Source organism: Colwellia sp. 6M3 (assembly GCF_014077595.1).
Classification (GTDB): Bacteria; Pseudomonadota; Gammaproteobacteria; order Enterobacterales; family Alteromonadaceae; genus Cognaticolwellia.
Genome location: NZ_JACGWF010000032.1, coordinates 13,158 through 35,407, shown reverse-complemented (window position 1 = coordinate 35,407; position 22,250 = coordinate 13,158). Strand labels below are relative to the sequence as shown.

17 protein-coding genes and 1 pseudogene are annotated in these 22,250 nt (G+C 38.0%); 11 read left to right on the top strand and 7 right to left on the bottom strand.

Features of this window, described 5'->3' with window-relative positions; genetic code table 11:
* Positions 1-15: 15 nt before the first annotated feature.
* From H4J50_RS09075 to H4J50_RS09045, 7 genes are all read left to right on the top strand, one after another.
* A complete protein-coding gene (locus tag H4J50_RS09075) occupies positions 16-885 on the top strand; it encodes an MBL fold metallo-hydrolase (RefSeq protein WP_108456855.1) in 870 nt (289 codons plus the stop codon).
* Entirely contained in the window at positions 886-3,102 is a 2,217-nt protein-coding gene (locus tag H4J50_RS09070) for a CHASE2 domain-containing protein (protein WP_182255861.1), read from the top strand. It begins immediately after the preceding gene.
* Positions 3,103-3,108: 6 nt separating this feature from the next.
* The gene (locus tag H4J50_RS09065; protein ID WP_182255859.1) at positions 3,109-4,716 is read left to right on the top strand and encodes an HD domain-containing phosphohydrolase; all 1,608 of its coding nucleotides are present in this window, start codon (positions 3,109-3,111) and stop codon (positions 4,714-4,716) included.
* Positions 4,717-4,849: 133 nt separating this feature from the next.
* Positions 4,850-5,959: an XdhC family protein gene (locus H4J50_RS09060; protein WP_182255858.1), complete on the top strand. Its 1,110-nt coding sequence runs from the start codon at positions 4,850-4,852 to the stop codon at positions 5,957-5,959.
* A 106-nt stretch (positions 5,960-6,065) separates the two neighbouring features.
* A complete protein-coding gene (locus tag H4J50_RS09055; RefSeq protein WP_182255856.1) occupies positions 6,066-6,560 on the top strand; it encodes a GNAT family N-acetyltransferase in 495 nt (164 codons plus the stop codon).
* Positions 6,561-6,665: 105 nt separating this feature from the next.
* The gene (locus H4J50_RS09050; RefSeq protein ID WP_182255854.1) at positions 6,666-7,355 is read left to right on the top strand and encodes a pseudouridine synthase; all 690 of its coding nucleotides are present in this window, start codon (positions 6,666-6,668) and stop codon (positions 7,353-7,355) included.
* A gap of 363 nt (positions 7,356-7,718) precedes the next feature.
* Complete coding sequence (locus H4J50_RS09045; RefSeq protein ID WP_108456849.1) at positions 7,719-8,009, top strand: hypothetical protein; 291 nt, start codon at positions 7,719-7,721, stop codon at positions 8,007-8,009.
* Positions 8,010-8,030: 21 nt separating this feature from the next.
* Here H4J50_RS09045 and H4J50_RS09040 read toward each other — a convergent pair whose 3' ends face one another.
* The 4 genes from H4J50_RS09040 to mfd all read right to left on the bottom strand — a co-directional run bounded on the left by H4J50_RS09040 (position 8,031) and on the right by mfd (position 14,508).
* Complete coding sequence (locus tag H4J50_RS09040) at positions 8,031-8,798, bottom strand: ABC transporter substrate-binding protein (RefSeq protein WP_182255852.1); 768 nt, start codon at positions 8,796-8,798, stop codon at positions 8,031-8,033.
* Positions 8,799-8,885: 87 nt separating this feature from the next.
* Complete coding sequence (locus H4J50_RS09035; RefSeq protein ID WP_108456847.1) at positions 8,886-9,176, bottom strand: DUF1244 domain-containing protein; 291 nt, start codon at positions 9,174-9,176, stop codon at positions 8,886-8,888.
* A gap of 42 nt (positions 9,177-9,218) precedes the next feature.
* Positions 9,219-10,880, bottom strand: coding sequence for a CsiV family protein (locus H4J50_RS09030; RefSeq protein WP_182255850.1), 1,662 nt, complete (start codon positions 10,878-10,880; stop codon positions 9,219-9,221).
* Positions 10,881-10,998: 118 nt separating this feature from the next.
* Complete coding sequence (gene mfd, locus H4J50_RS09025; RefSeq protein WP_182255848.1) at positions 10,999-14,508, bottom strand: transcription-repair coupling factor; 3,510 nt, start codon at positions 14,506-14,508, stop codon at positions 10,999-11,001.
* A gap of 332 nt (positions 14,509-14,840) precedes the next feature.
* Here mfd and H4J50_RS09020 point away from each other — a divergent pair.
* The 3 genes and pseudogenes from H4J50_RS09020 to H4J50_RS09010 form a co-directional block, all read left to right on the top strand.
* Positions 14,841-15,290: pseudogene (locus H4J50_RS09020) on the top strand (DUF1456 family protein); the annotation flags it as partial.
* A 290-nt stretch (positions 15,291-15,580) separates the two neighbouring features.
* Entirely contained in the window at positions 15,581-16,030 is a 450-nt protein-coding gene (locus H4J50_RS09015) for a hypothetical protein (protein ID WP_182255846.1), read from the top strand.
* A 174-nt stretch (positions 16,031-16,204) separates the two neighbouring features.
* Positions 16,205-17,191: a YeiH family protein gene (locus tag H4J50_RS09010; protein WP_182255844.1), complete on the top strand. Its 987-nt coding sequence runs from the start codon at positions 16,205-16,207 to the stop codon at positions 17,189-17,191.
* An 82-nt stretch (positions 17,192-17,273) separates the two neighbouring features.
* Here the strand turns inward: H4J50_RS09010 and H4J50_RS09005 are convergent, their stop codons facing one another.
* Positions 17,274-18,140, bottom strand: coding sequence for a PA4780 family RIO1-like protein kinase (locus H4J50_RS09005; protein ID WP_182255842.1), 867 nt, complete (start codon positions 18,138-18,140; stop codon positions 17,274-17,276).
* A 142-nt stretch (positions 18,141-18,282) separates the two neighbouring features.
* Between H4J50_RS09005 and H4J50_RS09000 the strand changes: the two genes are divergently transcribed.
* The gene (locus tag H4J50_RS09000) at positions 18,283-19,218 is read left to right on the top strand and encodes a glyoxylate/hydroxypyruvate reductase A (protein WP_182255840.1); all 936 of its coding nucleotides are present in this window, start codon (positions 18,283-18,285) and stop codon (positions 19,216-19,218) included.
* An 87-nt stretch (positions 19,219-19,305) separates the two neighbouring features.
* On the opposite strand, the gene H4J50_RS08995 is transcribed toward H4J50_RS09000, so the two are convergent.
* Together H4J50_RS08995 and H4J50_RS08990 are read right to left on the bottom strand one after the other, a co-directional pair.
* Complete coding sequence (locus H4J50_RS08995) at positions 19,306-19,941, bottom strand: class GN sortase (RefSeq protein WP_182255838.1); 636 nt, start codon at positions 19,939-19,941, stop codon at positions 19,306-19,308.
* Between the two features lies 1 nt (position 19,942).
* A complete protein-coding gene (locus H4J50_RS08990) occupies positions 19,943-22,078 on the bottom strand; it encodes a marine proteobacterial sortase target protein (protein WP_182255836.1) in 2,136 nt (711 codons plus the stop codon).
* Positions 22,079-22,250: the final 172 nt, after the last annotated feature.

Genomic DNA, 22,250 nt, shown 5'->3' with positions numbered 1-22,250 from the left:
GCGGTAACTGATTTTATGAAAATAGAATTCTACGGTGTTAGGGGCTCTACCCCTACACCGGGTAAGAATACCCTGATCTTTGGCGGCAACACCTCCTGTGTTTATATTTGTCTAGAGAATGGCCACGATGTGATTCTAGATTCTGGCACCGGCATTATTGAACTCGGCGATAGGTTGGAAAAAACTCAACACCCCATCAATATATTGTTAACACATAATCACTGGGACCATATTCAAGGCTTTCCTTATTTTAAGCCGATTTTTCAAATTAATAGGAAAATTGATATCGTATCGGGTGAAATTGATGGTGATGACAAGCGTGCGGTACTCACACAAATGTCAGGGTCGACTCACCCGGTAAAGTTTCAACAACTACCCGCCGATATTTCGGTGCATGTTGAGCAGTCAAAAAAACCTAATTTTGAAATCCCTGGCTTTAAAATTAATACCCAACGATTAAACCATCCTGATGGTGGCACTGCCTATTGTTTAATGGCAGAAGGTAAGAAAGTTGCCTATGTTACCGACAATGAATTAAATTCACCCGATGTAAAGAATACCTCGTGGCAGCAATGGCTTGAGTTTATTGCTGACGCCGATATGTTAATTCATGACGCTCAATATATCGAAGCCGATCTACCTTTAAAGCTGGGTTGGGGGCACAGTACCTTTACCGAGGTCGCCAGATTAGCGTGCGAAGCAAAAGTGAAAAGCTTATATATTATTAGTCACGACCCCGCTCGTACTGACAATGAGTTATTACACGAAGAAAAAATGCTGCAAACAGAGTACAAAGGCAAACTAAATATTTTTTGCGCACGAGAAGGTACGATTGTTGATTTATCAAAGCAAGATAATAACCAGCCATTAGAAGTTAATCGATAAATGATCACAAGCTTGCGCTCAAAAGGTTTTTTAGTCGGTTTAGTTATTACCTTTTTGGTCATTGGTTTGAATTTTATCCGCGTTGATAATGTTCAAAAGCTACTACAGCGTATTGAAGGGATTTTGTATGATGCTCGTTTAGTAGCAACGCTGTCAGAGAAACCACGGCAATTTGATGAGCAAGTCATCATTATCGATATTGACGAAAAGAGTATGCGCGAACAAGGTAGATACCCTTGGAGTCGCAGTAAAGTCAGTGATCTAGTTACAAAATTAATGGATGCTGGTGTTGTTGTAGTCGCATTCGATATTTTTTTTGCTGAGCCTGAAAGAAATGCCATTGAAGTCGTGTTGAGTAAAAACCAGCACCTCGATTCGCAATCCAAAGCGCAGCTCAAGCAGTTGATAGGCTCAGTTAACTTTGATCAAGAATTTGCAGAAACGCTCGGAAACTCAGAAGTTGTATTAGGTTTTTTATTTGATGATAGTGCACAAAACTCAGGGCAACTGCCAGATGCGGTTATTGACTGGTCTCATGAACAAGACCAATTATCTGAAATAGCAACTTTTGAACATGTACTTGGAAATATATCAATACTGCAGTCTGCAGCAACAGGTGCTGGGTTTATAAACTCGGTACCTGAAAGCGATGGTTTTATCCGCAAGGCTTCACTGGTACTAAATTACCAAGGTCAGTTGTATCCATCATTGGCATTAGAGGCGGCACGTGTTTACACCTTAGCTGATAATATAGAAGCCAAAAGTAAGGTCTCGGGTGACACCACTTGGCTGCAAGGACTAAGCTTTGGAAGTCACTTTATTCCTACCAATGAAAAAGGCCAAATATTTATCCCTTATAAAGGGCGTGAACGTAGCTTCCAATATATTTCAGCCACAGATGTGTTAAATGATCGTGTTGAACATGATTTATTAGACGGTTCAGTCGCATTTATTGGAACGTCGGCAGTTGGGTTAGCCGACTTGCGAACCACCTCAGTAGGCGTGCAATACCCTGGAGTTGAAGTACATGCCAATGTATTCGAAGGACTTATTCACCCAGAAATACTGCCGGTAGAGCTCGATATTACCGTAGCGCTTGTTTTTACTTTATTACTGCTTACTGGGTTTATTCTGGCAATGCTAATGACCAATCAAGGGCCAATGAGAATTTTAATCATTAGTCTCGTAAGCTTTGCTTTGCATATCAGTTTTAATTGGTATTGCTGGTGGGCATTGAAAATTAGCTTGCCACTGTTTCAAGTTATTTTACTGATAACACTATTGACCATTTATTATGGTGCTGCTGGTTTTGTCTCAGAAAATGCTAATCGTAAAAAAATAAAAAACATGTTTGATCAATATGTACCACCGGCATATATCGAAAAAATGATCCGCTCAGCAAAAGGCGTAGAACTTAAAACTGAGCGCAAAGAAATGTCGGTATTGTTTGCTGATATTAGAGATTTTACTACCTTGTCAGAACAGTTTACGCCGGAAGAATTAAGTGACTTTCTAAAAGAATACTTATCTGAAGCCACCGCGATAATATTCAACAACAAAGGCACTATTGATAAATATGTTGGCGATATGATCATGGCGCTTTGGAATGCACCGCTAGAAGATGAAAACCATGCAGTAAACGCGGTTATCAGTGCCATGCAATTAATTTCATTAACAGAAGTATTAAGCGAGCAATTTAAAGAAAAAAACTGGCCAGCTATTCGTGTCGGTATTGGCATAAGCTCTGGTGAAATGGTTGTTGGCGATATGGGCTCCACCTATCGTAAAGCTTATACGGTACTTGGCGATGCGGTGAATTTGGGGGCTAGAATCGAGTCGTTAACTAAATATTATGGCGTCGATATTTTAGTGTCAAGCAGCACTTTTGAAGATATTACTCAACATAATGTCATCTGTAGAAAAATGGATAGAATTAAAGTAAAAGGTAAAAATACGGCGGTTGAAATTTATCAGCCTATAGGTTTTGAGGCTGATTTAACTGATGCAATAAAAGCCGACGTTATATTACATGAAGTCGCTATTGAGCATTATCTCACGGGAAATTTTATCGAAGCTCAAGAAATGTTTACGCAATTAAAACAAAATGCTAATTTACCAATAACAATTTATAGTATATTGATAGAACGAATAGCTAACCTTATCGATAATGTCGATGCCACGAACTGGGATGGGGTATATACCCATGAAAGTAAGTAATTCATTATGACAAAAAAATCATCACAACAAGCTGCCTTTGAGCATTTATTAAATATTAGTATCCAATTAAGTAAAGAAGAAAATACCGACTTACTGATGGAGAAAATTTTGTTTGCGGCAGTAGAAGTTTCAAATTCAGATGCCGGTTCTATCTATTTGGTTAATGGCTTAAAAGAGTTAGAGTTTCGCACCATATACAATCAAAGTATGAATCTTCACCTGGGTGGCAGTTCTGATTCGCCTATCAACTTTCCTGGTATTCCATTATTTATTGATAACCAGCCAAATCGTTCAGCCATTGTTGCACATGCTGCAAACACCGGTGAAGTCATTAACATTGAAGATGTTTATGATGCGCTGCCATTCGACTTTAGTGCTGCAAGGAAAATGGATAGCACAACGGGTTACCGAACAAAATCAATGCTGACTTTTCCGCTACAAGATCACACAGGTGATATTATTGGCGTTATTCAATTAATAAATGCGATGGAAGGTTCAGATATAATTAGCTTTTCAACTGAAGTTGAGCAACAAATTTTATCCTTTGCATCATTAGGTGCTATTGCTTTAACAAATCGTGCACTTATTTTAAACATGCAGCAATTGTTTGAGTCATTTGCTAAAACCATTGCTGTGGCAATTGATGCTAAATCTTCTCATACCGGAGGGCACTGCAAGCGAGTGCCTGAACTTACGTTAATGATTGCTGACGCAGTAAGTGATTATGATGAGGGGCCCTTAGCATCGTTTAAACTTTCAGCACAAGATAGACATCAGTTAAGTATTGCTGGTTGGCTGCATGATTGTGGCAAAATTGCGACACCTGATCATGTGATGGAAAAATCAAGAAAGTTAGAAACTATATTTGATCGTATACATTATGTTACTGCTAAGCTAGAAATTTCCCGTCGAGATATTGATCTAAAATTTCAAGAACAAATGATCACGGCATTAAAAGCAGGTAAAACAGTTAGGGTAGAACAATTAGAGCGTGAAAGAGATTTAGCGCGAAAACAATTAACATTAGATACCGCATTTTTACAAAAAGTTAATGTTGGTGGCGAATTTCTAACTGACGATCAAGAGCAAAACATACACGCTATTTCAGCGAGATATGAAGTTACTATTGATAAAGTAAAACAACCCATTTTATCTGAAGATGAAATAATCAATTTAAGTATCAAGCGCGGTACATTGAATAATGACGAAAGAAAAATTATTCAAAAGCACATGGATGTTACTTTAGATATTCTCGAAGCATTACCATTTCCTAAGCACCTTTCGAATGTAGCTGAATATGCTTTAGGCCATCATGAAACAATGGACGGTAAAGGTTATCCTCGAGGTCTGGTCAAAGAACAAATGTCGGTGCCTGCAAGATTAATGGCATTAGCTGATATTTTTGAAGCGTTATCCGCCGCCGATAGACCTTATAAAAGTGCAAAGCCGGTAAGTGAGTGTTTAAAAATAATGAGCAACATGGCAAAAAACAATCATCTAGACTCTGATTTATTTGCTATATTTGTGCGCTCTAAAGTTTATGAACAATACATTATAAACTTTGCTGACCCTAAACAACTTGATGAATTTGATATTGAAGCTTTACTCAGTTAAATATTAATTTAAAATATGTCTAGCCGATATAATTATGTATATATTGGCTAGGCACCATAAATTCCAACTCTTAAATACTCAGTTACCTTTCTTTTACTTATAAACTGAATTACCCGAACACTAAGGATTTTCCTTGCTTAACAATCACTCTCATTTTTCCTTACTCGAATATTACCTTAATCATAGTGAAAAACTTAACTGGGTACTTGCCACTATAGTCAGTAAAGAAGGTTCAAGTTATCGCTCTCCAGGCGCTATTATGCTGGTGAATAACTTAGGACAATCTCATGGTTTAGTCAGTGGTGGTTGTTTAGAAGCTAATATTGTACTGCATGCTAAGAAGGTATTTGATAACGAACAGGCTCATTTTGTTGAATACGATATGCTTGAAGAAGATGGTTACGCCGCAGAGCTAGGTGTAGGTTGTAAAGGCAAAATAGGGGTATTACTGCAATATATCACTACAGCACATCATGATTTATTAGCGCTGCTTTTTAAATGCATGCAAGCTGGCAAAACAAGTTATTTACAGCAAACATTTCTCACACCAAATTCAGCCCAAAAAGCGTTAAATGAATTAACTTTGTTTAATGATGTAGGGCAATTATTGTTAACGACTACACAGCAAAGTAACTCGACTTTAAATGATGCCGTGGTGCAAATGGTCGAGCACGACAAGGCTCATTGCAATGTTGTTATAGACGGAGCTGAACACTCGGTGACTAAAGTTTCTGCCCCGATTAATTTTTGGATTTTTGGTGGAGGCTCTGATGCTATTGCATTAGTAACAATGGCTGCACAAATGGGGTGGCGAGTAACGGTTGTTGATCATCGTTCTAGCTACGCACGTAGCAGCAACTTTAAGCATGCCGCCGAAATTGTGAGAATTCATCCAGATGACTTTTCGCTATCACCACAGTTTCAACAAATTGATGCGGCGGTGTTAATGACACACAACTTAAATTTAGACGCTGCATGGTTACGTTTATTGCATAAAAGCAACGTTGCGAAATATATTGGCTTATTAGGTCCTCTTGAACGTCGAGGTAATGTTGAAGCGTTGTCTAATATAGAGGATAAAGCTTGGCTAATGCGGCAGGTTAATGGTCCTGTAGGTTTAGATATTGGTGGAGAGCTTCCTGAGTCGATAGCTTTATCGATATTAGCGCAATGTCATAGCATTTTGCATAATCGTAATGGTTTAGCGTTATCAGGTAAGTTTATTAATAGCGAGCTAACTTAATCTAACTTAACCTAACTTATGCTTAGTTCAAGTCGTGAGGCTAATATTCATTTTCATGTTTATTCTGCCATATCTATTTTATGCACATAAAAGACTCAAGGTGGCTATGTATTTATCTACACCAACAGATACTCAATTAGTTGAGCTTATGACTTGGTTTTCGACTCAGGCAGAGTTGGATATTTGGTCAGGGCCAGAATTTAGATTTCCATTTGATTTAGAACAGTTTAAATGTGACTTGAAATTGTCTACATTAGCCTCATTTTCATTACTTTCGGCGCAATCAGAATTGTTAGGTTTTGGGCAATATTATTTACGTTCGGGTAGATGCCATCTTGCAAGATTAGTTATTAATCCTCATCTTCGTGGCCAAGGGGTTGCAAGGCATTTAATAGCACAACTCATGGCTAAAGGAACGGCCGATTTAAAAACTAACTCCTGTTCATTATTTGTTTTAGAACATAACCACAGTGCGATTAAAAGTTATCAAAAACTTGGTTTTAGTTTTGCGTGTTATCCTGAAAATATCCCCTTAGAAAACGTGTTGTACATGATACTTAATAAATCATCTGTTTCAGACACATTAAAGGACAATAAATAATGCGTAAAACTAAGGGCGTTTTATTTTTCTAGCCTTGCTAAAAATATTCAAATAGCGATAATAGCCTCGCCTTACTTCATAACCTTTTTTACGATATTACTGACTATGCGTCTTGATAAATTTATTTGCAAAAGTACCGAACTCACCCGCACCGAAGCTAAAAAATTGCTCAAAATGAGTAAAGTTACGGTAAACGATGTTGTGATTAAAGATCCCGCGACACAGGTTCATGAAAATAATGATGTGTGTATAGAAGATCAATCGCTAACTGCGCGTAGTTCTCGTTATATTATTCTTCACAAACCACTCGATACCATTTGTTCAAATGTTGATGAAATCTACCCCTCGTTATTACATCTCATTGATGTAGATAGGGCATTCGATATGCATATTGCGGGTCGCTTAGATGCTGACACAACAGGGTTAGTGTTAATCACTGACGACGGGCGTTGGTCACATAATATTATCTCTCCTAAAAAACAGTGTGAAAAGGTTTACCGTGTATGGTTGAGAAGCCCCTTAAAAGACGATACGGCCGATAAATTCACCGTTGGTGTGCAACTTCAAGGTGAAAACGATTTAACTCGTCCTGCGAAGTTAGAGCAAGTAGAAGAGCGCGAAGTATTGCTGACTATTACTGAAGGTAAGTATCATCAAGTTAAACGAATGTTTGCCGCTGTTGGTAATAAAGTTGTTGGTTTGCATCGCGAGCAAATAGGCCCTGTAAAGCTTGCAGATTTGCCTTTAGGTGAGTGGCGATATTTAACGCCAGAAGAGGTCAGTGCTTTTCAGTGAGTGGTCTTTTATAAATAAATTAATTGTTGTTGGGTAAATGTTTTGGGTAAATAGGTATTAATTCACTTTTGAAAATTTACTCGGTAGATAGCGTTTAACCATCAAATATAGCATTTCTTAGGCTTCACCCATTTCAGCCTGCATTGGCTAACTTAACCTTACTTTTAGATAAATAATCAAAAAGTGTGGATCATGTTTTTTTGTTATTTTATTAGGACTTGCTTTGATTAGTGCGCCTTGATTAAAAATTAGACCGTATTTTGTAATAAAAATAGTAAACTTTTTCTGTAAATTGCCGATTATATAATTATAATTATAAGCATAATGCTTAACTTAAATTATAAAAGGCAATCACGAGTCAAAATGGAAGTATTTACTGATCTACTACCTGATAGCTATACAGCTAAGCCCGAGCCTTCGGCAAAGGATAGTAAACAAAAGAAAGAGAAAAATAAAAAGGTAAAATATAAACAAGAACGTACTTTGCTTCCTGTAGTCGTTGAAAATAACCCGCCAAAGAAAAAAATCGTTGAAGATGATCGCCGTACCGGGGAAGAGCGCAGAGAAAAAGTACTTAACAGAGGTCGTTGGTTAGAGTCCCGTGATCGAAAAGATCGCCGAGCCAATGAAACTGCAATTAATGTGAAAATTTAATCATAAAATTTTATAAATTTACTATTCGCTATAGTCTTGAGCCATTTGAAGTTGTGAGCCTGGTACTTTTTTGTATCTTTCTAAAATAGTCTCAATTTCACCAGACTCTTTTAGAGTTCCAATGGCCGTATTAATATTATTTATCGTTTCCTTGTTTAAACTCGGTGATAGCGCACAATGTATTTCGTTGTCATTCATATGCACCACGGAATCTTCTATTTTTCTATAAAAATAAGATGCCTCAATAGATGCACTTACAAAACCTGATATTTTATTTTTACGATATTTCTCATAACTTTCTGAAGGTGTCACGCTAATAACAGGGAGTATATTTTTATTCTCAATGTAGCTAGATAATTCAGGGTATATGTAACCTAATGTTGTACCAATTTTAAGTTTTTTGTAATCCGACAATACCGTCAAAGTATTTATGCCTAGGCGGTTAATCAAAAGATCTGGATTGTTATAAATAACATCACTCCACTTCAAATAAATTGATTTGTACCATTTAGGGTTAGCCACACAATGTAAATCAATAACATTTGTTTCTAACGATTGCTCTATTCTTTTTCGTGGAATAGGCAGCATTTCTAGTTCCATGCTTAACTGTTCTGCAATCGCATGAGTGATATCAAAAAGAATGCCACTGATAGGTCTACCCATATCATCAAAAAATAACTGTGGTGCAACATTTTGACTGTAGTAAGACGTGCGAAGTAAGTGACTTGAATGAGTAAAGCTTGAAGTCAGCATTAACGTTAGCAGAATTAAAGAGCGGTTAAATCTCATGAATTTTAATACCTTGCTAACGTCAATAACTTAAATAGGAATTTTAATCATAGCAATGGAAGTCAATATTGCCCAAATTTTTAGTCATTATTTTTTCGGGTTTAGCTGATTAAATTTTTCAAGCTGTTCGTCAGTTGCAGGTAATTGATGTTTGTCTTTCCATTCACTGTAAGGCATGCCATAAACCTGTTCACGGGCGGTATCAATGTCAACATTAACACCTAACTTTTCAGCCTCTGCGACTGTCCATTTAGAAAAACAGTTACGACAAAAGCCTGCAAGGTTCATTAATTCAATATTTTGTACATCTTTGCGATTATCTAAATGCGCGAGTAAACGACGAAATACTGCCGCTTGAATTTCAATTTCTTTATCCATAGTGTCCTCTAAAGTATAGTAATGTAAGTCGTTAAAATGTGGTTAATTGGCTTCTGGCTCTGGTTTTGTATATGGCCGTATTTGCACTATCATTCCCATGTAAGGGTGGTCAAAGTAATGTACTTCACCACTGATAACACGACGGTCTTGTTTAAATCTAATAGACTTTGCTTGAATTGGCTTTGACGTTTTTCCCTTTGTCGGTAAAACATCTGGAGCGTTTTCGGTCAATCGAGCGGTGGCAAGTTCACTTAAATTTTTATCTAAAATATTAAAGTCAGCGGTAATAAATAAATAGTGCTGTAAATGGATATTGAAAAAACCGTCGATATACCAAGGTTGAACTGGCGCTACTGGCGGTACTGAAACTAATGGGTTTTGGCTAGCTGCTTTTAGCGATAACTCTTGTACTTCAAGTTCAGTTAAAAGCGCCTCTGTATTTTCATTTACCTGCGAAAGTTGTTTAATCACTTCCTGAATACGTATCTTTTGCGCCGCTTGTATTTGCTCTTTTTGGTGGTTACTCGCCTGATTTTCGATTGTAGCTATGCTTATTGGGTCTTGTTCGTTACTCGTTTCTTTAGCTTGGGCAATGTACAAGTTTTTTTGCTTATTATAGTAGGCCAATTGTTTTTTGTGATCTGCTGAGAAATTATCACCTGCATATACTTTGACTGGCACAGACTCTTTTTCAGGTCTAGCAACTTGACGCCAGCCCATGTGTAATAGAGGGCGAAAGTTTTTGCTGTATCTTAAGTCTTGTATAATATCATCAAGCTGTAATGAATCTTTACTCAGTAAATGGGTTTTGTCATTGTCGATATCTTCTTTGCCATCAATTAACAATGGCATTTTATCGACGGTAAAATCATCGTAATCAAAACTAGGATGCTCAGCTTGGTAATCACTAAAGAATGCTTCATCTATTTTACATAGTATTTTAGGCTCAGTGATCCTTGTATAGTTGAATTTAAGTACTTGAAACTCATTTTCAGCCGCTAATACTAGGTGTTGTATTTTTTCACGTTCAGCAACAGATAACTCAGGTAAAGCCATTGTTGTCTGACTATTTAATAAATCATTTTGTGCATTTTCTTGTGCATTTTCTTGTGCATTTTCTTGTGCATTACTGAGCAGAGAGTCGTTATTTATCGGCACGTTTTCGCTTGTTGTACGGGTATGGTCAGAAAAACTCGAACTGTCGCCTGTATCACTTGCTGCTAAGGTAGGCGAAGTTAAAGTATCTGTTGTGTTAGCTGTCGTAGGTTCAACTGTCGTAGGTTCAGCAATAATGTTAGCTTCAGTTAATTGGCCATTATTTAACGATGTTGCTTGGTTTTCGTCATTAAAATCGGCTGTTTTTGCCAGTTCATCTAATGATTTTTGATTAAAAATAGCGGGTAACTTAGCGTTTTGTTCTACTAAGCTTTTACCATATTGTGGCGAGTCACAGCTTGGTAGTAATTGCTTTAAGCTACGAATATCCGGGTTAATATAGTGTCTTAGCAAATCTTCAGCGCGTGGATAATTCGGCAGTTCACTGGTATCTGGAAAGTTTTCTTTTGACTGACTTTTATCATCTAATTGACTAAAAATAATAATTTCGACATCAAACCATCTGTCGTTACTTTTTTGCGTTGCTGCATGAAGCGTTAGCGGCAATGCTAACGAGGCAGAACATAAAAATAGTTGTGTTAATTTCATTCAGTATCCAGTTAATGGTTATGTACCAAGATATAATAGCAAAAGTACTCAATACTTACATTATCAATCAGTTATCTGTTAGGTAGTAGAGAGCTAAAATGAATAGTCATTTTAGCTCTTAAGCACGTAAGTGATTCGCCAATTCGTTCAGCATAGTCGTGATTAAAATAAAGCGCGATTTAGCATCTTCGCTCACCAGTGCAAACTTAAGTTTGTTATTGCCATCCATTTTATAGATTTTCGGTTGTTGCTGAATTAAACCAAAAATGAACATATGATCGACTTTGGTATCAACACTAAATTCAATTGATCCTCCTGCAGGCCCTGCATCAATGCGTGTAATACCAATTTTTTCAGCTTTCAGTTTCAATTTAGCGATATGCACTAAGTTTTTCGCTGCCTGAGGTAATAAGCCAAAACGGTCAATAAGTTCAACTTGTACATCGTCAAGTGCTTGCTTGTTTTTACAACTGGCAATACGTTTATACAAGCTTAGTCTTAAGCTAACATCGAATATGTAGTCATCTGGCAGTAGAGCAGGAACACGCAAGTCTACTTCAGTTTGTGTTTTGGTGACTTGGTCAAGCGATAACGACTTACCGTCTTTTAGCGCAGCAACCGCAGCATCAAGCATTTCCATATATAGGGTAAAGCCAACTTGGCTCATAGAGCCACTTTGATCTTCGCCAAGTAACTCACCCGCGCCACGAATTTCTAAATCGTGGGTAGCTAACGTAAAGCCAGCACCTAAGTCTTCTAATGATGCGATAGCTTCAAGGCGCTTTTTCGCATCTTTAGTCATGCTTTTTTCATGTGGCGTTAATAAATAAGCATAAGCTTGATGGTGTGAGCGACCAACGCGTCCGCGTAATTGATGCAATTGTGCTAAACCGAGATGATCAGCACGATCCATAATGATCGTGTTAGCACTCGGAATATCAATACCGGTTTCTATAATCGTGGTACAAACTAAAACGTTATATCGTTGATGGTAAAAGTCGCTCATGACACGTTCAAGTTCGCGTTCGCGCATTTGTCCATGGGCGGTTATTATTTTTGCTTCGGGTAGCAGTATTTGTATGTCGGCAGCTGTTTTATCTATAGTGTCGACATTGTTATGTAAGAAATAAACCTGTCCACCACGTAAAACTTCACGCAGTATTGACTCGCGAATTAAGGCGTCGTCGCGTTGTCGAACAAAGGTTTTTACCGCTAAGCGTTTGGCTGGTGGTGTCGCTATAATGGATAAGTCGCGCATACCGCCCATTGCCATGTTTAACGTACGCGGAATAGGTGTTGCGGTTAAGGTTAAAATATCGACGTTTGCACGCAGTTGTTTTATCTTTTCTTTTTGTTTAACCCCAAATCTATGTTCTTCATCAACAACTAGTAACCCTAAGTCTTTATATTTTATGCTGTTTTGCAAAAGTTTATGGGTGCCAATTAAGATATCGATTTGGCCAGATTCAACGTCTTTGATCACCACATTTTGTTCTTTGGTGGTTTTAAAGCGCGATAACACTTCTATGCTAATTGGCCAGTTAGCGAACCGATCACGGAAACTTTCGTAATGTTGCTGAGCGAGCAGGGTAGTTGGCACTAATATCGCCACTTGTTTACCGTCATTTACGGCAACAAATGCTGCGCGCATTGCCACTTCGGTTTTACCAAAGCCCACATCACCACAAACTAATCTGTCCATTGCTTTTGGCGATAACATGTCGCTGATCACAGCATTGATGGCTTGTTCTTGATCAAAGGTTTCTTCAAAGCCAAAACTATCAGCAAAGGCGCGATAATCATCTTTATCACGTTTGAAGCTGTAGCCATGATTGCTAGCGCGTTTAGCGTAAATATCTAACAATTCAGCGGCAACATCACGTACTTTTTCAGCCGCTTTTTGTTTGGCTTTGCTCCAAGTGTCGTTACCCAATTTATGTAAAGGTGCGTGTTCAGCGTCTGCGCCCGAGTAGCGACTAATTAAATGCAGTGAAGCAACAGGGACATATAATTTGGCTTCTTTGGCGTAACTTAGCACTAAAAATTCTGTAGTAATGCCGCTATTTTCTATGGTTTGTAATCCCATATAGCGGCCAATACCGTGGTCAATATGGACCACCGGTTGCCCAATACTAAGCTCTGCTAAGTTTTTAAATATGGCGTCGTTTTGAATTTCTTGTTGTTTATTTCGACGACGAGTTTGGCGTACACGATCGCCAAGTAACTCTGCTTCTGTGATTAAAGCAATGGCATTCTTTTTCGCACTGCCTTTAGCTTGAAAAATAAAACCAGCACTTAAAGCGTTAACAGTTATACCTAATGGCGCATCACTGTTAACAAATTCTTCAATCGTACTAAAGATATTTGGTTTTATTTTATTTCGCTCTAATAACTCTAAAACACTTTCACGTCGACCTTGGCTTTCAGCGACAAATAGCAGTTTATTCGGGGTTTCTTTGCTGGCGATAAAGTTATTCAGCAGTTCAAAAGGCTGCTTTAATTTATGATCTATGGTTAAGTCGGGCAGTGAATGAACATCAAACTGTATTTGAGATGCTTTTACTTCTTCTTCATTAATCTCAGGCTTTAAGTTGATACGATCAAAGGGTTTTAAAGCACTGTAGAGTTCTTCACTGTTTAAAAATAGCTGCTCAGGCGGCAATAATGGTCGGGTTGGATCATAACGGCGGTCTTCATAACGATAATTAATATCGGTCCAATAATGGCTTAGAGATTTATCAATATCGCCACTGATAATAACCAAAGTGTTTTCTGCGAGATAATCACATAAGGTGTTGGTTTGCTCAAAAAATAACGGTAAATAATATTCGATGCCCGCTGGCATAATTCCGTTACTAACTTGATGATAAATAGATTCTTTATCTATGGTACTGGTAAATTGTTCGCGATATTGGCTGCGAAACAAATTAGTACCATCCGTGTCGGTTGGAAATTCATGTGCGGGTAATAAGTTTATACCATCAACTTTATCGCTAGAGCGCTGGTTTTCTGGGTCGAATAAACGAATTTCGTCAATTTCGTCATCAAAAAAATCTAACCTGAATGGCGTGTTACTGCCCATCGGAAATATATCGAGAATAGCGCCACGGGCAGAGAACTCACCGTGCTCCATTACTTGTTCAACGCATCGGTAACCACTAGCTTCTAAGCTTTGCCTTAGCTGATGTAAATCTTTTTTATCACCTTTTTTGATGATTAAACTATTCGCTTCAATATATTGCTTGGGCGCTAATCGTTGTATTAAGGTGGAAATAGGCACAATAACAATGCCTTTATCCATGCGTGATAATTGATATAAAGTCGCTAAACGTTGAGAAATAATATCTTGATGCGGTGAAAAAGTATCATAAGGTAATGTTTCCCAGTCAGGAAATAAGCATATAGGTAGCTTTGCTTGTCGATTTAAACTGGCAAGTTCTTGCTCTAAACGCAGTGCAGAAGGAGTGTCATGAGTTAATAGAAGTATAGGTTGCTGTGTTGATAAAGCGCCATGAAATATAGCAACAGTGGCACTACTACCCGGTAGATTTTGCCAAACTTTTTTATCGGCACTTTTCCCACGACTTTTAGCTAATACTGGATTGAAAAGACTAACATTTTTACTCATAACTGCTCGTAATTTAATTGCGTTGAAAATGATGGAATAGGAAACATATATCTAAACGATGATTTTAACTAAAACATTATTGCTGAGCATTTAAAATGTGTTTTAGACTAAAGTTCTTCATATCTTAACATGAGTTTTAGGTGAACTTTAACCGCTAAATTTAATGCTTTAACGCTTTTACTTGAAATTGCGCATGCAGGTAAAGATCTGGTTATTTAAAGCGTGTATAATAGCGCGTAATTGAATCACTATATGTTACTGACCGTTAATAAATTTATTACGTGAAGCAGTAACAACTACCAGCGAAACTCGTTGGACTTTGGAGAATTTTTTTGACTAATAACGATGTTTTACGCCGTCTCAGGTACACCTTTAATTTTAACGATCAAAAGGTTATGGCTATTTTTGCTGCCGGCGACTTAACGGTAACGCGCGAGCAAATCAGTAACTGGTTAAAAAAAGAAGAAGATCCGGCTTATGTCAATTGTCCGGACACTACATTTGCTGCATTTTTAAATGGTTTTATTAATGAACGTCGCGGCAAAAAAGAAGGCGAACCTGCAAAAGCTGAAAAGCGCTTAAACAATAATATTATTCTTACCAAGCTTAAAATTGCTTTCAACCTTAAAGCAGAAGACATTATTGATATTTTGGCGTTAGCAAACTATCGGTTAAATAAGCCAGAGTTAAGTGCCTTTTCTCGCAAGCCAGATCATAAAAATTATCGTGAGTGTAAAGACCAAGTTTTACGTAACCTTATGCAAGGCATCGATAAAAAGTTTCATGTGCAACGCCGTGCTAAAGAGCAAGTAAGTAAGCCAGTTGTTGAAGAGATTAAAGATAAACTGGAAACAGTTTTAGCCGATAAAAACTACAATTCAGCTAAAGCAAATGCCAGTAAAATTTATGTTAACCCTAATAAAACACAAGTTGAGCGTAAGCCTAGCGAGCGTAAAGTATTAAAGCTTAAGCCGAAAGATATATGGGGTGAATAGAAAGAGTTAATACTAACTTCTTACTAAAAGCAGACAATTAATAGATTCTAAATTACTATAAAAATAAGGAACTAAATATGTCAGATAACTCACAGATTTCAGAAAAACCCCCGTTACCTCATTGGTTTAAAGTGGCGGCTATTTTAGCATTAGTTTGGAACTTACTCGGTGTTATGGCTTTTGTGGGTCATATAATGATGACACCAGAAATGATCGCTGAGTTACCCATGGCAGAACAAGCACTTTATAGCTCAGTACCATTATGGGCAACCATTGCTTTTACTATTGCGGTTTTTGCTGGTGCTTTAGGTAGTGTCGCTTTATTAATGAAAAAGCGCATATGCTATCACTTGTTTATGGTTTCATTAATTGCGGTGATTGTGCAAATGTATCATTCATTTTTCATGAGTAATTCTTTTGAAGTGTATGGACCTGGCGGTACTGTCATGCCTATTATGGTCATAGTTATAGCCTTACTTTTAGTACGCTTTTCGGCAAAAGGTAAAGACAATAACTGGTTTGCTTAACCTTGTTGTTACTTTTAATATCGATATAGTGTTGATATAAAAGCCTGCATTTGCAGGCTTTTTAGTTTCAATCGTTTTTAGTCACTTTTAGTCTTCGGAAATAGTTAATATAACCATCGTTGGTGATACACTTTAGCTATTGTTTTACAAAAAAATTCACCGGTTAAATGAACAATGCTAATCAATATTAAAGCTAAAATACTAGGTGTCGCTTTATGCTCAATTATCGCTATTATCGCCACTATTATTGCCACGCGTTATCAAGCACCGATTATACTTTTTGCGTTGCTACTGGGCTTGAGCCTACATTCATTTTATAACCATTCAACTATCCAAGCCGGTGTTAACTTTTGCTCACGAGAACTGCTGCGTTTGTGTGTGGGTTTACTCGGCGTTCGCATTGCTTTTGCTGATATTGTTTCACTGGGTATTACACCGCCATTGATTGTGATGGTGAGTATGGTGTTAACGATAATTTTTGGCGTTTTATTTGCTCGTATCTTAGGTTTATCGAAAGTATTTGGCGTGTTGTCTGGCGGCGCCGTTGCTGTTTGTGGTGTATCGGCGGCAGCGGCTATTTCTACGGTCTTGCCAAACGATAAATCACAAGAGAAGTATTTTGCCTTTACCGTGATAGGTATTACCACCTTTAGTACATTATCTATGATCTTTTATCCTATTGTGGCAAGTTACTTGGGATTTTCAGATGAGTTGGCAGGGGTTTTTATAGGCGGCGCTATTCATGATGTAGCGCAAGTTGTTGGTGCAGGCTACAGTATTTCACCTGAAGCAGGAGATGTAGCAACTTATATAAAATTGCTGAGAGTCGCATTATTAATGCCGATTGTGATGATGGTGTTTTTTGTTTTTAAAGAAAAAAACAGTAAAATGTCAGGTGGTGTTAGTGCCTTTATTCCTGGCTTTTTGATTATGTTTTTCGTACTGGCATTTTTAAAAAATGTTGGCGTATTACCACCATGGTTAATTGATATTATTAGAAGCCTATCGAGTTACTTATTAGTTATTGCTATTGCAGCAATTGGTGTTAAAACATCTTTAAAACAAGTGCTGTCTGTTGGGTGGCGGCCAGTCGCATTAATGGCGAGCGAAACCCTCTTTTTGGCTGGTTTGATTATTATGGGAATTATGTTTTTTTACTAGCAAGCTTTATTTGAAAAGATAAGTAATGTGCATATGAGTAGTGGCGTCATATGCACAAAACTATAGAGCAGGGGGTACTTATTTAATATTCACTATCAACCGCATTTGCATCACTAATGCGTTCTATTCTTGCTTCTTCTTCTTCAAATGCCGCTTTAATTTCTTCTAAAACCGTATCAACATCGGCTGCATCAGTATCTTCTTCAAAAAAGCCTGTTAGGTTTGTTTCTGGTGTTAGTTCGCCGGCTTCAAATAATGCCCACATTTCTTGGCCATATTTACTTTGTTTTAAGGCGGGACTAAATTGACCGTAATAGTTGGTCATATTCGTGACATCACGCATTAACATGGCTTTAGCATTATTATTGGCAGAGGCGTCAACAGCTTGTGGCAGATCAATAATTACTGGACCGTAATCATCAACCAAAACATTAAACTCTGATAAATCACCATGGATGATACCTGCACAAAGCATTAACTTAACGTAATGCATAACAAGGGTGTGATCTTCCTCTGCTTGCTCTGCTGGCATAACTACGTCATTTAAGCGTGGAGCTACATCGCCGTCGTCAGTAGTAACAAGTTCCATCAATAATACGCCATCGAAACAACCAAAAGGTTGTGGCACGCGAACACCGGCTTCTGCTAGTTGGTATAGCGCGTCAACCTCAGCATTTTGCCAAGCTGACTCTTGTTGGTCTCGACCGTACTTAGATCCTTTCTCCATCGCTCTAGCACGACGGCTATTACGACTTTTTCTACCTTCTTGATATTGCGCTGCTTTTTTAAAACTGCGCTTAATGGCTTCTTTGTAAACTTTCGCGCAGCGAATGTCATCGCCGCAACGCACCATATAAACAGTGGCTTCTTTTCCACTCATTAATTGGCTTATTACTTCGTCTATTAGGCCATCATTAACAAGTGGCTGTATTCGTTTAGGTACTTTCATAGCGCCGTTATACCTTAGTTGGGCGTGGGAAGATAGAACAAAATTATAACTTTTTACTTATCAATAGATTAAAACATTGTCTGGTTTAAGTATTATCTTACGGTAGTATAATAAAATCTATTTTACATGAACGCAAAGCCATATGATCCCATTTATAAATCAATTACCCAAACATGAAGAAATTATCTGGCTAGCGGCACTTAATCAGCGACTACCTAACGAGCATGTTGTGGCGTTTTCTGAGATTAAGCCGGTAGAAAAAAAACAGGTAAAGCTAGCTATTGTTGCTAATCCTAAACCAGAGCTACTGGCAGAATTTGAAAACTTAACGTGGGTGCACAGTGTTTGGGCTGGCGTTGAACATTTAATGAAGTCATTAACAGATTCACCGATTGAAGTAGTGCGATTAATTGATCCTATGCTAAGCAGTGCCATGTCTGAAGCCGTATTAGCGTGGAGTTTATATTTGCACCGAGATATGCCGCGTTATGCTAAGCAACAAAAAGATAAGCACTGGCTACAGCATGCTCTTATACCTGCAAGTGAACGACGTATTGGTATTCTTGGTTTAGGAGAATTAGGTCAAGCATGTGCAAAGCAGCTGAAGATAAATGGTTTTAAGGTTATGGGTTGGAGCCGAACAGCTAAAAATATAACAAATGTTAGCTGTTATAGTGGAGAGAGTGGCTTAGTAGAAATGGCAGCGAAAAGTGATATTTTAGTGTGCTTATTACCGTTAACCCCCGCAACAAAATGGATTGTTAATAAAGATTTATTAGCTAAGTTACCTCAAGGCAGTGCGATTATTAACTTTGCGCGTGGTGGTATTATTAATACCGACGATTTACTCGATGCCTTAAGCTCTGGCCATATTAACCATGCGGTACTTGATGTTTTTGAACATGAGCCACTCAACGCTGATAGCGCACTTTGGCAACACCCAGACATCACCATTTTGCCACACATATCTGCGCCAACAAATCTCAATAGTGCTTGTGATATTGTCGCTCAAAATATTATCAGTTTTCGCGAAACTGGGCAGGTACCTAAAGCAGTGAGTAAAGTTAATGGTTATTGAATTTGAAAAACTGTTAAATGCTTAAAGGTCATCTACCCGTAAAATATAGCGCTCAAATGTTAAAGTTTTTATTTACTTCAATTGCTATCACAAAAGGGTTGCGGTAATTACATAACGTTCATCGGCGCTATTAGTAATACCTTTGAAGGGGTAGCATGTGATCAACACTAAACTTCTCACGTCAGCAACTAATGGAAATTGGCCGATAGTAGCATCAACTATATCAATACTTTCTACTTGATAGTGTTGCATTTTTCCTCGGACATCGACCAAAGAAATTATATCTTTTATGGTAATATCCTCTAAAAACGCAAAGTGACTATCTCGGTGACCTGCAACAACAAAAGGCTTTATGGCCGCAGGCTGATTAAACGGCGCAACAGCGCCAGCCGAAAACGCTAACGTGGTAGGATCGCCGCCATTTAATACCACGATACTCTTATCTATACGCTGAAAAACTAGTTCGGCAATTGGAAATGTATCAGCCCAAGGCCAAGGTTTAATGGCTATTGGCTTACTTAGGCTATGTGGGTTGGTATTATCTTGTCCACGTATTTTCTGTTGTGCCATTATTGATATTGATTGCTGCCAACTATGTTTAATTAATTGTTGTGACAACCACGCTTTAGCTGGCAGCCAACTCGCTTGCACACACAATAAACCACCTACAATTAATAAAGCTGCAGCCGCTAATTTTCTAGCGGTTTTAGTGAGGTTAGCCATGCTATTTAGCCCATATGCGCAGTATCAATGGTGCTAACAGCATTATTAATAAACCGAACAGTAGTTGTTGATGCCAACCCAGTGCTGTTCTAGGCATTGCTACCATTAAATTTTCATGTGCTTTTGCTAACGTATTCATTTGTCGTTTGGCATTGTTTTCGTTATGTTTAGCGGTTAATGGCAACAACTCAGCTGGTTTCTCAACCGCAATAAAACTGGTATAGGGTGATAATGTCTGGTGAGCAATTGAGGTTGAAATTACCTGTGATTTCACTTGGTCTTTATCAGCTCCAGTGACTAAGCTATCTAGCAAACTTTCAATTTTTCTCCGCGCCCAGAGTGTTGATATACCTCGCGATGAATGACTATCATCAATAATTACTTGCTGATACCAAGGGCTTTCAGCACTATCTCCCATGACTTGTATACTCGTAATAGGCAGTTTTGATTTTATTGCTATTTGCAACGGCTCTCCTATGTATAAATCAGCAATTCTTTTAGGGTAAACATCCACTGCTTGGTGAACTTGGTTATCAAACATTAAGTCAATATTGGTGATCGCCGGATGGTTGATTTTGCTCATCAGAGCAGACATTTGCGATTGAACTTCATTATTATTTTTAATAAAGACATAACTGCCTCGGCCGAACTGCGCCGCTTTTTTCATAAAATAGCCATTGGGTGCAGCGCCAATTCCAACGGTAAATAAACGAAAGTTCCGTTGAGCACCATCAAGTAACTGCATCAATTCAAACTCATTAGCCACAGCGCCATCAGTAATGAAAATGACTTGTCGAATAGCCTTTACTGTTTGCTGCTGAGCTTTTGCCATGACGAGTGCTTGACTAAGAGGGCGATACATTTCAGTGCCCCCATCTGCTTGCAAATTGTTGATAAATTGCTGTGCTTGGCCAATATTACGTGGTGAAGCCATATTTGTGTCTGGAAATAATAATTTAACGCTGTCGTCGAAAGCGATAATGTTGAAGCTATCTTTGGTATTTAATTTTAAAATTGCTTCTTGCAAACTAGCCTTAGCTTGCACCATAGAGCTTCCTTGCATAGAGCCTGAGGTATCAATAATAAAAATAATGTCACGTGCTAAGGTTGTTGTTTGATCAACTGGCGGTGGGAAAAAGGTTAATAACGTAAAGTATTCACTACCAACCTGTTCGGTAAAGCTAATGACTTGTGGTTTTTGATTTGGTTGAAGCTGCCAATTGAGTTCAAAGTCGCTATTTGTGATGGTTTGTTCCTCAGTTAGAGTGATCAGGTGCGAAGCTTGATCGCCAGTTAACGCTTTAGTTTTTATGTTATGGCTGTTACTGGTTATTGTTGCAACGCTAGCACCGGCATTAAGTACTATATTTATTGATGCTTTGCTGTTCGCGAGTACTTTCGCCTGTGGAGGTATAAATTCTGTGTGTTGTTGCGCAGGAGACTTTTGGTAGTTCTCGCTCTGATAACGAGCGGTCATGGCAAACGGTAGTTTCAAGCTTAACTGGTTTAGGTTAAAGGTTACCGGCATGATGAAATCTAATGTTACCACCACCGTTGATTGTGCAGGAATATTTGCTATGTTGTTGGTAAATAAATTGGGTCGTTGTTGTTGCACCAAACTCGCTTTTTTTCCGCGTTTCTTCGCTCGTTCATAAACGGCTTTAGCTGCTTTTTTCTCCATTATTTGACCAATAATTTCTTTATCAGCCACTTTTACTTTTAAGTGTTTAATCGCGGCATTTTCCGGCAATGGAAATTGATATTTACCCTCTAACTCAATGTTATAAGGGTTTATAAATACTTGCTTTATTTGTGCATAAGCGACCAAACCATTAACTTCAATATTAAGCGTTATATCTAAGGGCAAGGCTATATGCTTACTGTTGTCGGGGTGAGCGAATATTAATTGCGGCCCTTGAATTAAGCCGCTTTCACTTGATGAGGTTGCCTGAGAGTTAAGTTCTGCATTAAAACTATTAGCGCGTGTTAATGGCACAATAGCCACAATAAGTGTTGCTAAAAATGCGAATAATAAAAGGTACTTAAACCACTTCCTGCGCTGTTTTTTACGCTTTTGCTGATAAAAATATGAGTCTTGATAATCGACAAATATTAATTTTTTATTTGAGTTAAACATACGTGCTCCAAAGTGCTGTTGATATAAGCTATTTCAACAAAACAAAAGGTGCAGTGGGCGTTAACAATAAGGCAATGTGGTGAGCAATTGTGGCAACATTATGGCGATTTTTGTGCAGTATGTTACTGAAAATATAGTTAGATTAAAGTAGCAACAATGAGCTACTTATTTA

Excerpts from the sequence above, each read along its gene's own strand:
- H4J50_RS09075 (WP_108456855.1), top strand. The coding sequence starts at position 16 with ATGAAAATAGAATTCTACGGTGTTAGGGGCTCTACCCCTACACCGGGT.
- H4J50_RS09070 (WP_182255861.1), top strand. The coding sequence starts at position 886 with ATGATCACAAGCTTGCGCTCAAAAGGTTTTTTAGTCGGTTTAGTTATT.
- H4J50_RS09065 (WP_182255859.1), top strand. The coding sequence starts at position 3,109 with ATGACAAAAAAATCATCACAACAAGCTGCCTTTGAGCATTTATTAAAT.
- H4J50_RS09055 (WP_182255856.1), top strand. The coding sequence starts at position 6,066 with ATGTATTTATCTACACCAACAGATACTCAATTAGTTGAGCTTATGACT.
- H4J50_RS09050 (WP_182255854.1), top strand. The coding sequence starts at position 6,666 with ATGCGTCTTGATAAATTTATTTGCAAAAGTACCGAACTCACCCGCACC.
- H4J50_RS09045 (WP_108456849.1), top strand. The coding sequence starts at position 7,719 with ATGGAAGTATTTACTGATCTACTACCTGATAGCTATACAGCTAAGCCC.
- H4J50_RS09040 (WP_182255852.1), bottom strand. The coding sequence starts at position 8,798 with ATGAGATTTAACCGCTCTTTAATTCTGCTAACGTTAATGCTGACTTCA.
- H4J50_RS09035 (WP_108456847.1), bottom strand. The coding sequence starts at position 9,176 with ATGGATAAAGAAATTGAAATTCAAGCGGCAGTATTTCGTCGTTTACTC.
- H4J50_RS09030 (WP_182255850.1), bottom strand. The coding sequence starts at position 10,880 with ATGAAATTAACACAACTATTTTTATGTTCTGCCTCGTTAGCATTGCCG.
- mfd (WP_182255848.1), bottom strand. The coding sequence starts at position 14,508 with ATGAGTAAAAATGTTAGTCTTTTCAATCCAGTATTAGCTAAAAGTCGT.
- H4J50_RS09015 (WP_182255846.1), top strand. The coding sequence starts at position 15,581 with ATGTCAGATAACTCACAGATTTCAGAAAAACCCCCGTTACCTCATTGG.
- H4J50_RS09010 (WP_182255844.1), top strand. The coding sequence starts at position 16,205 with ATGCTAATCAATATTAAAGCTAAAATACTAGGTGTCGCTTTATGCTCA.
- H4J50_RS09005 (WP_182255842.1), bottom strand. The coding sequence starts at position 18,140 with ATGAAAGTACCTAAACGAATACAGCCACTTGTTAATGATGGCCTAATA.
- H4J50_RS09000 (WP_182255840.1), top strand. The coding sequence starts at position 18,283 with ATGATCCCATTTATAAATCAATTACCCAAACATGAAGAAATTATCTGG.
- H4J50_RS08995 (WP_182255838.1), bottom strand. The coding sequence starts at position 19,941 with ATGGCTAACCTCACTAAAACCGCTAGAAAATTAGCGGCTGCAGCTTTA.
- H4J50_RS08990 (WP_182255836.1), bottom strand. The coding sequence starts at position 22,078 with ATGTTTAACTCAAATAAAAAATTAATATTTGTCGATTATCAAGACTCA.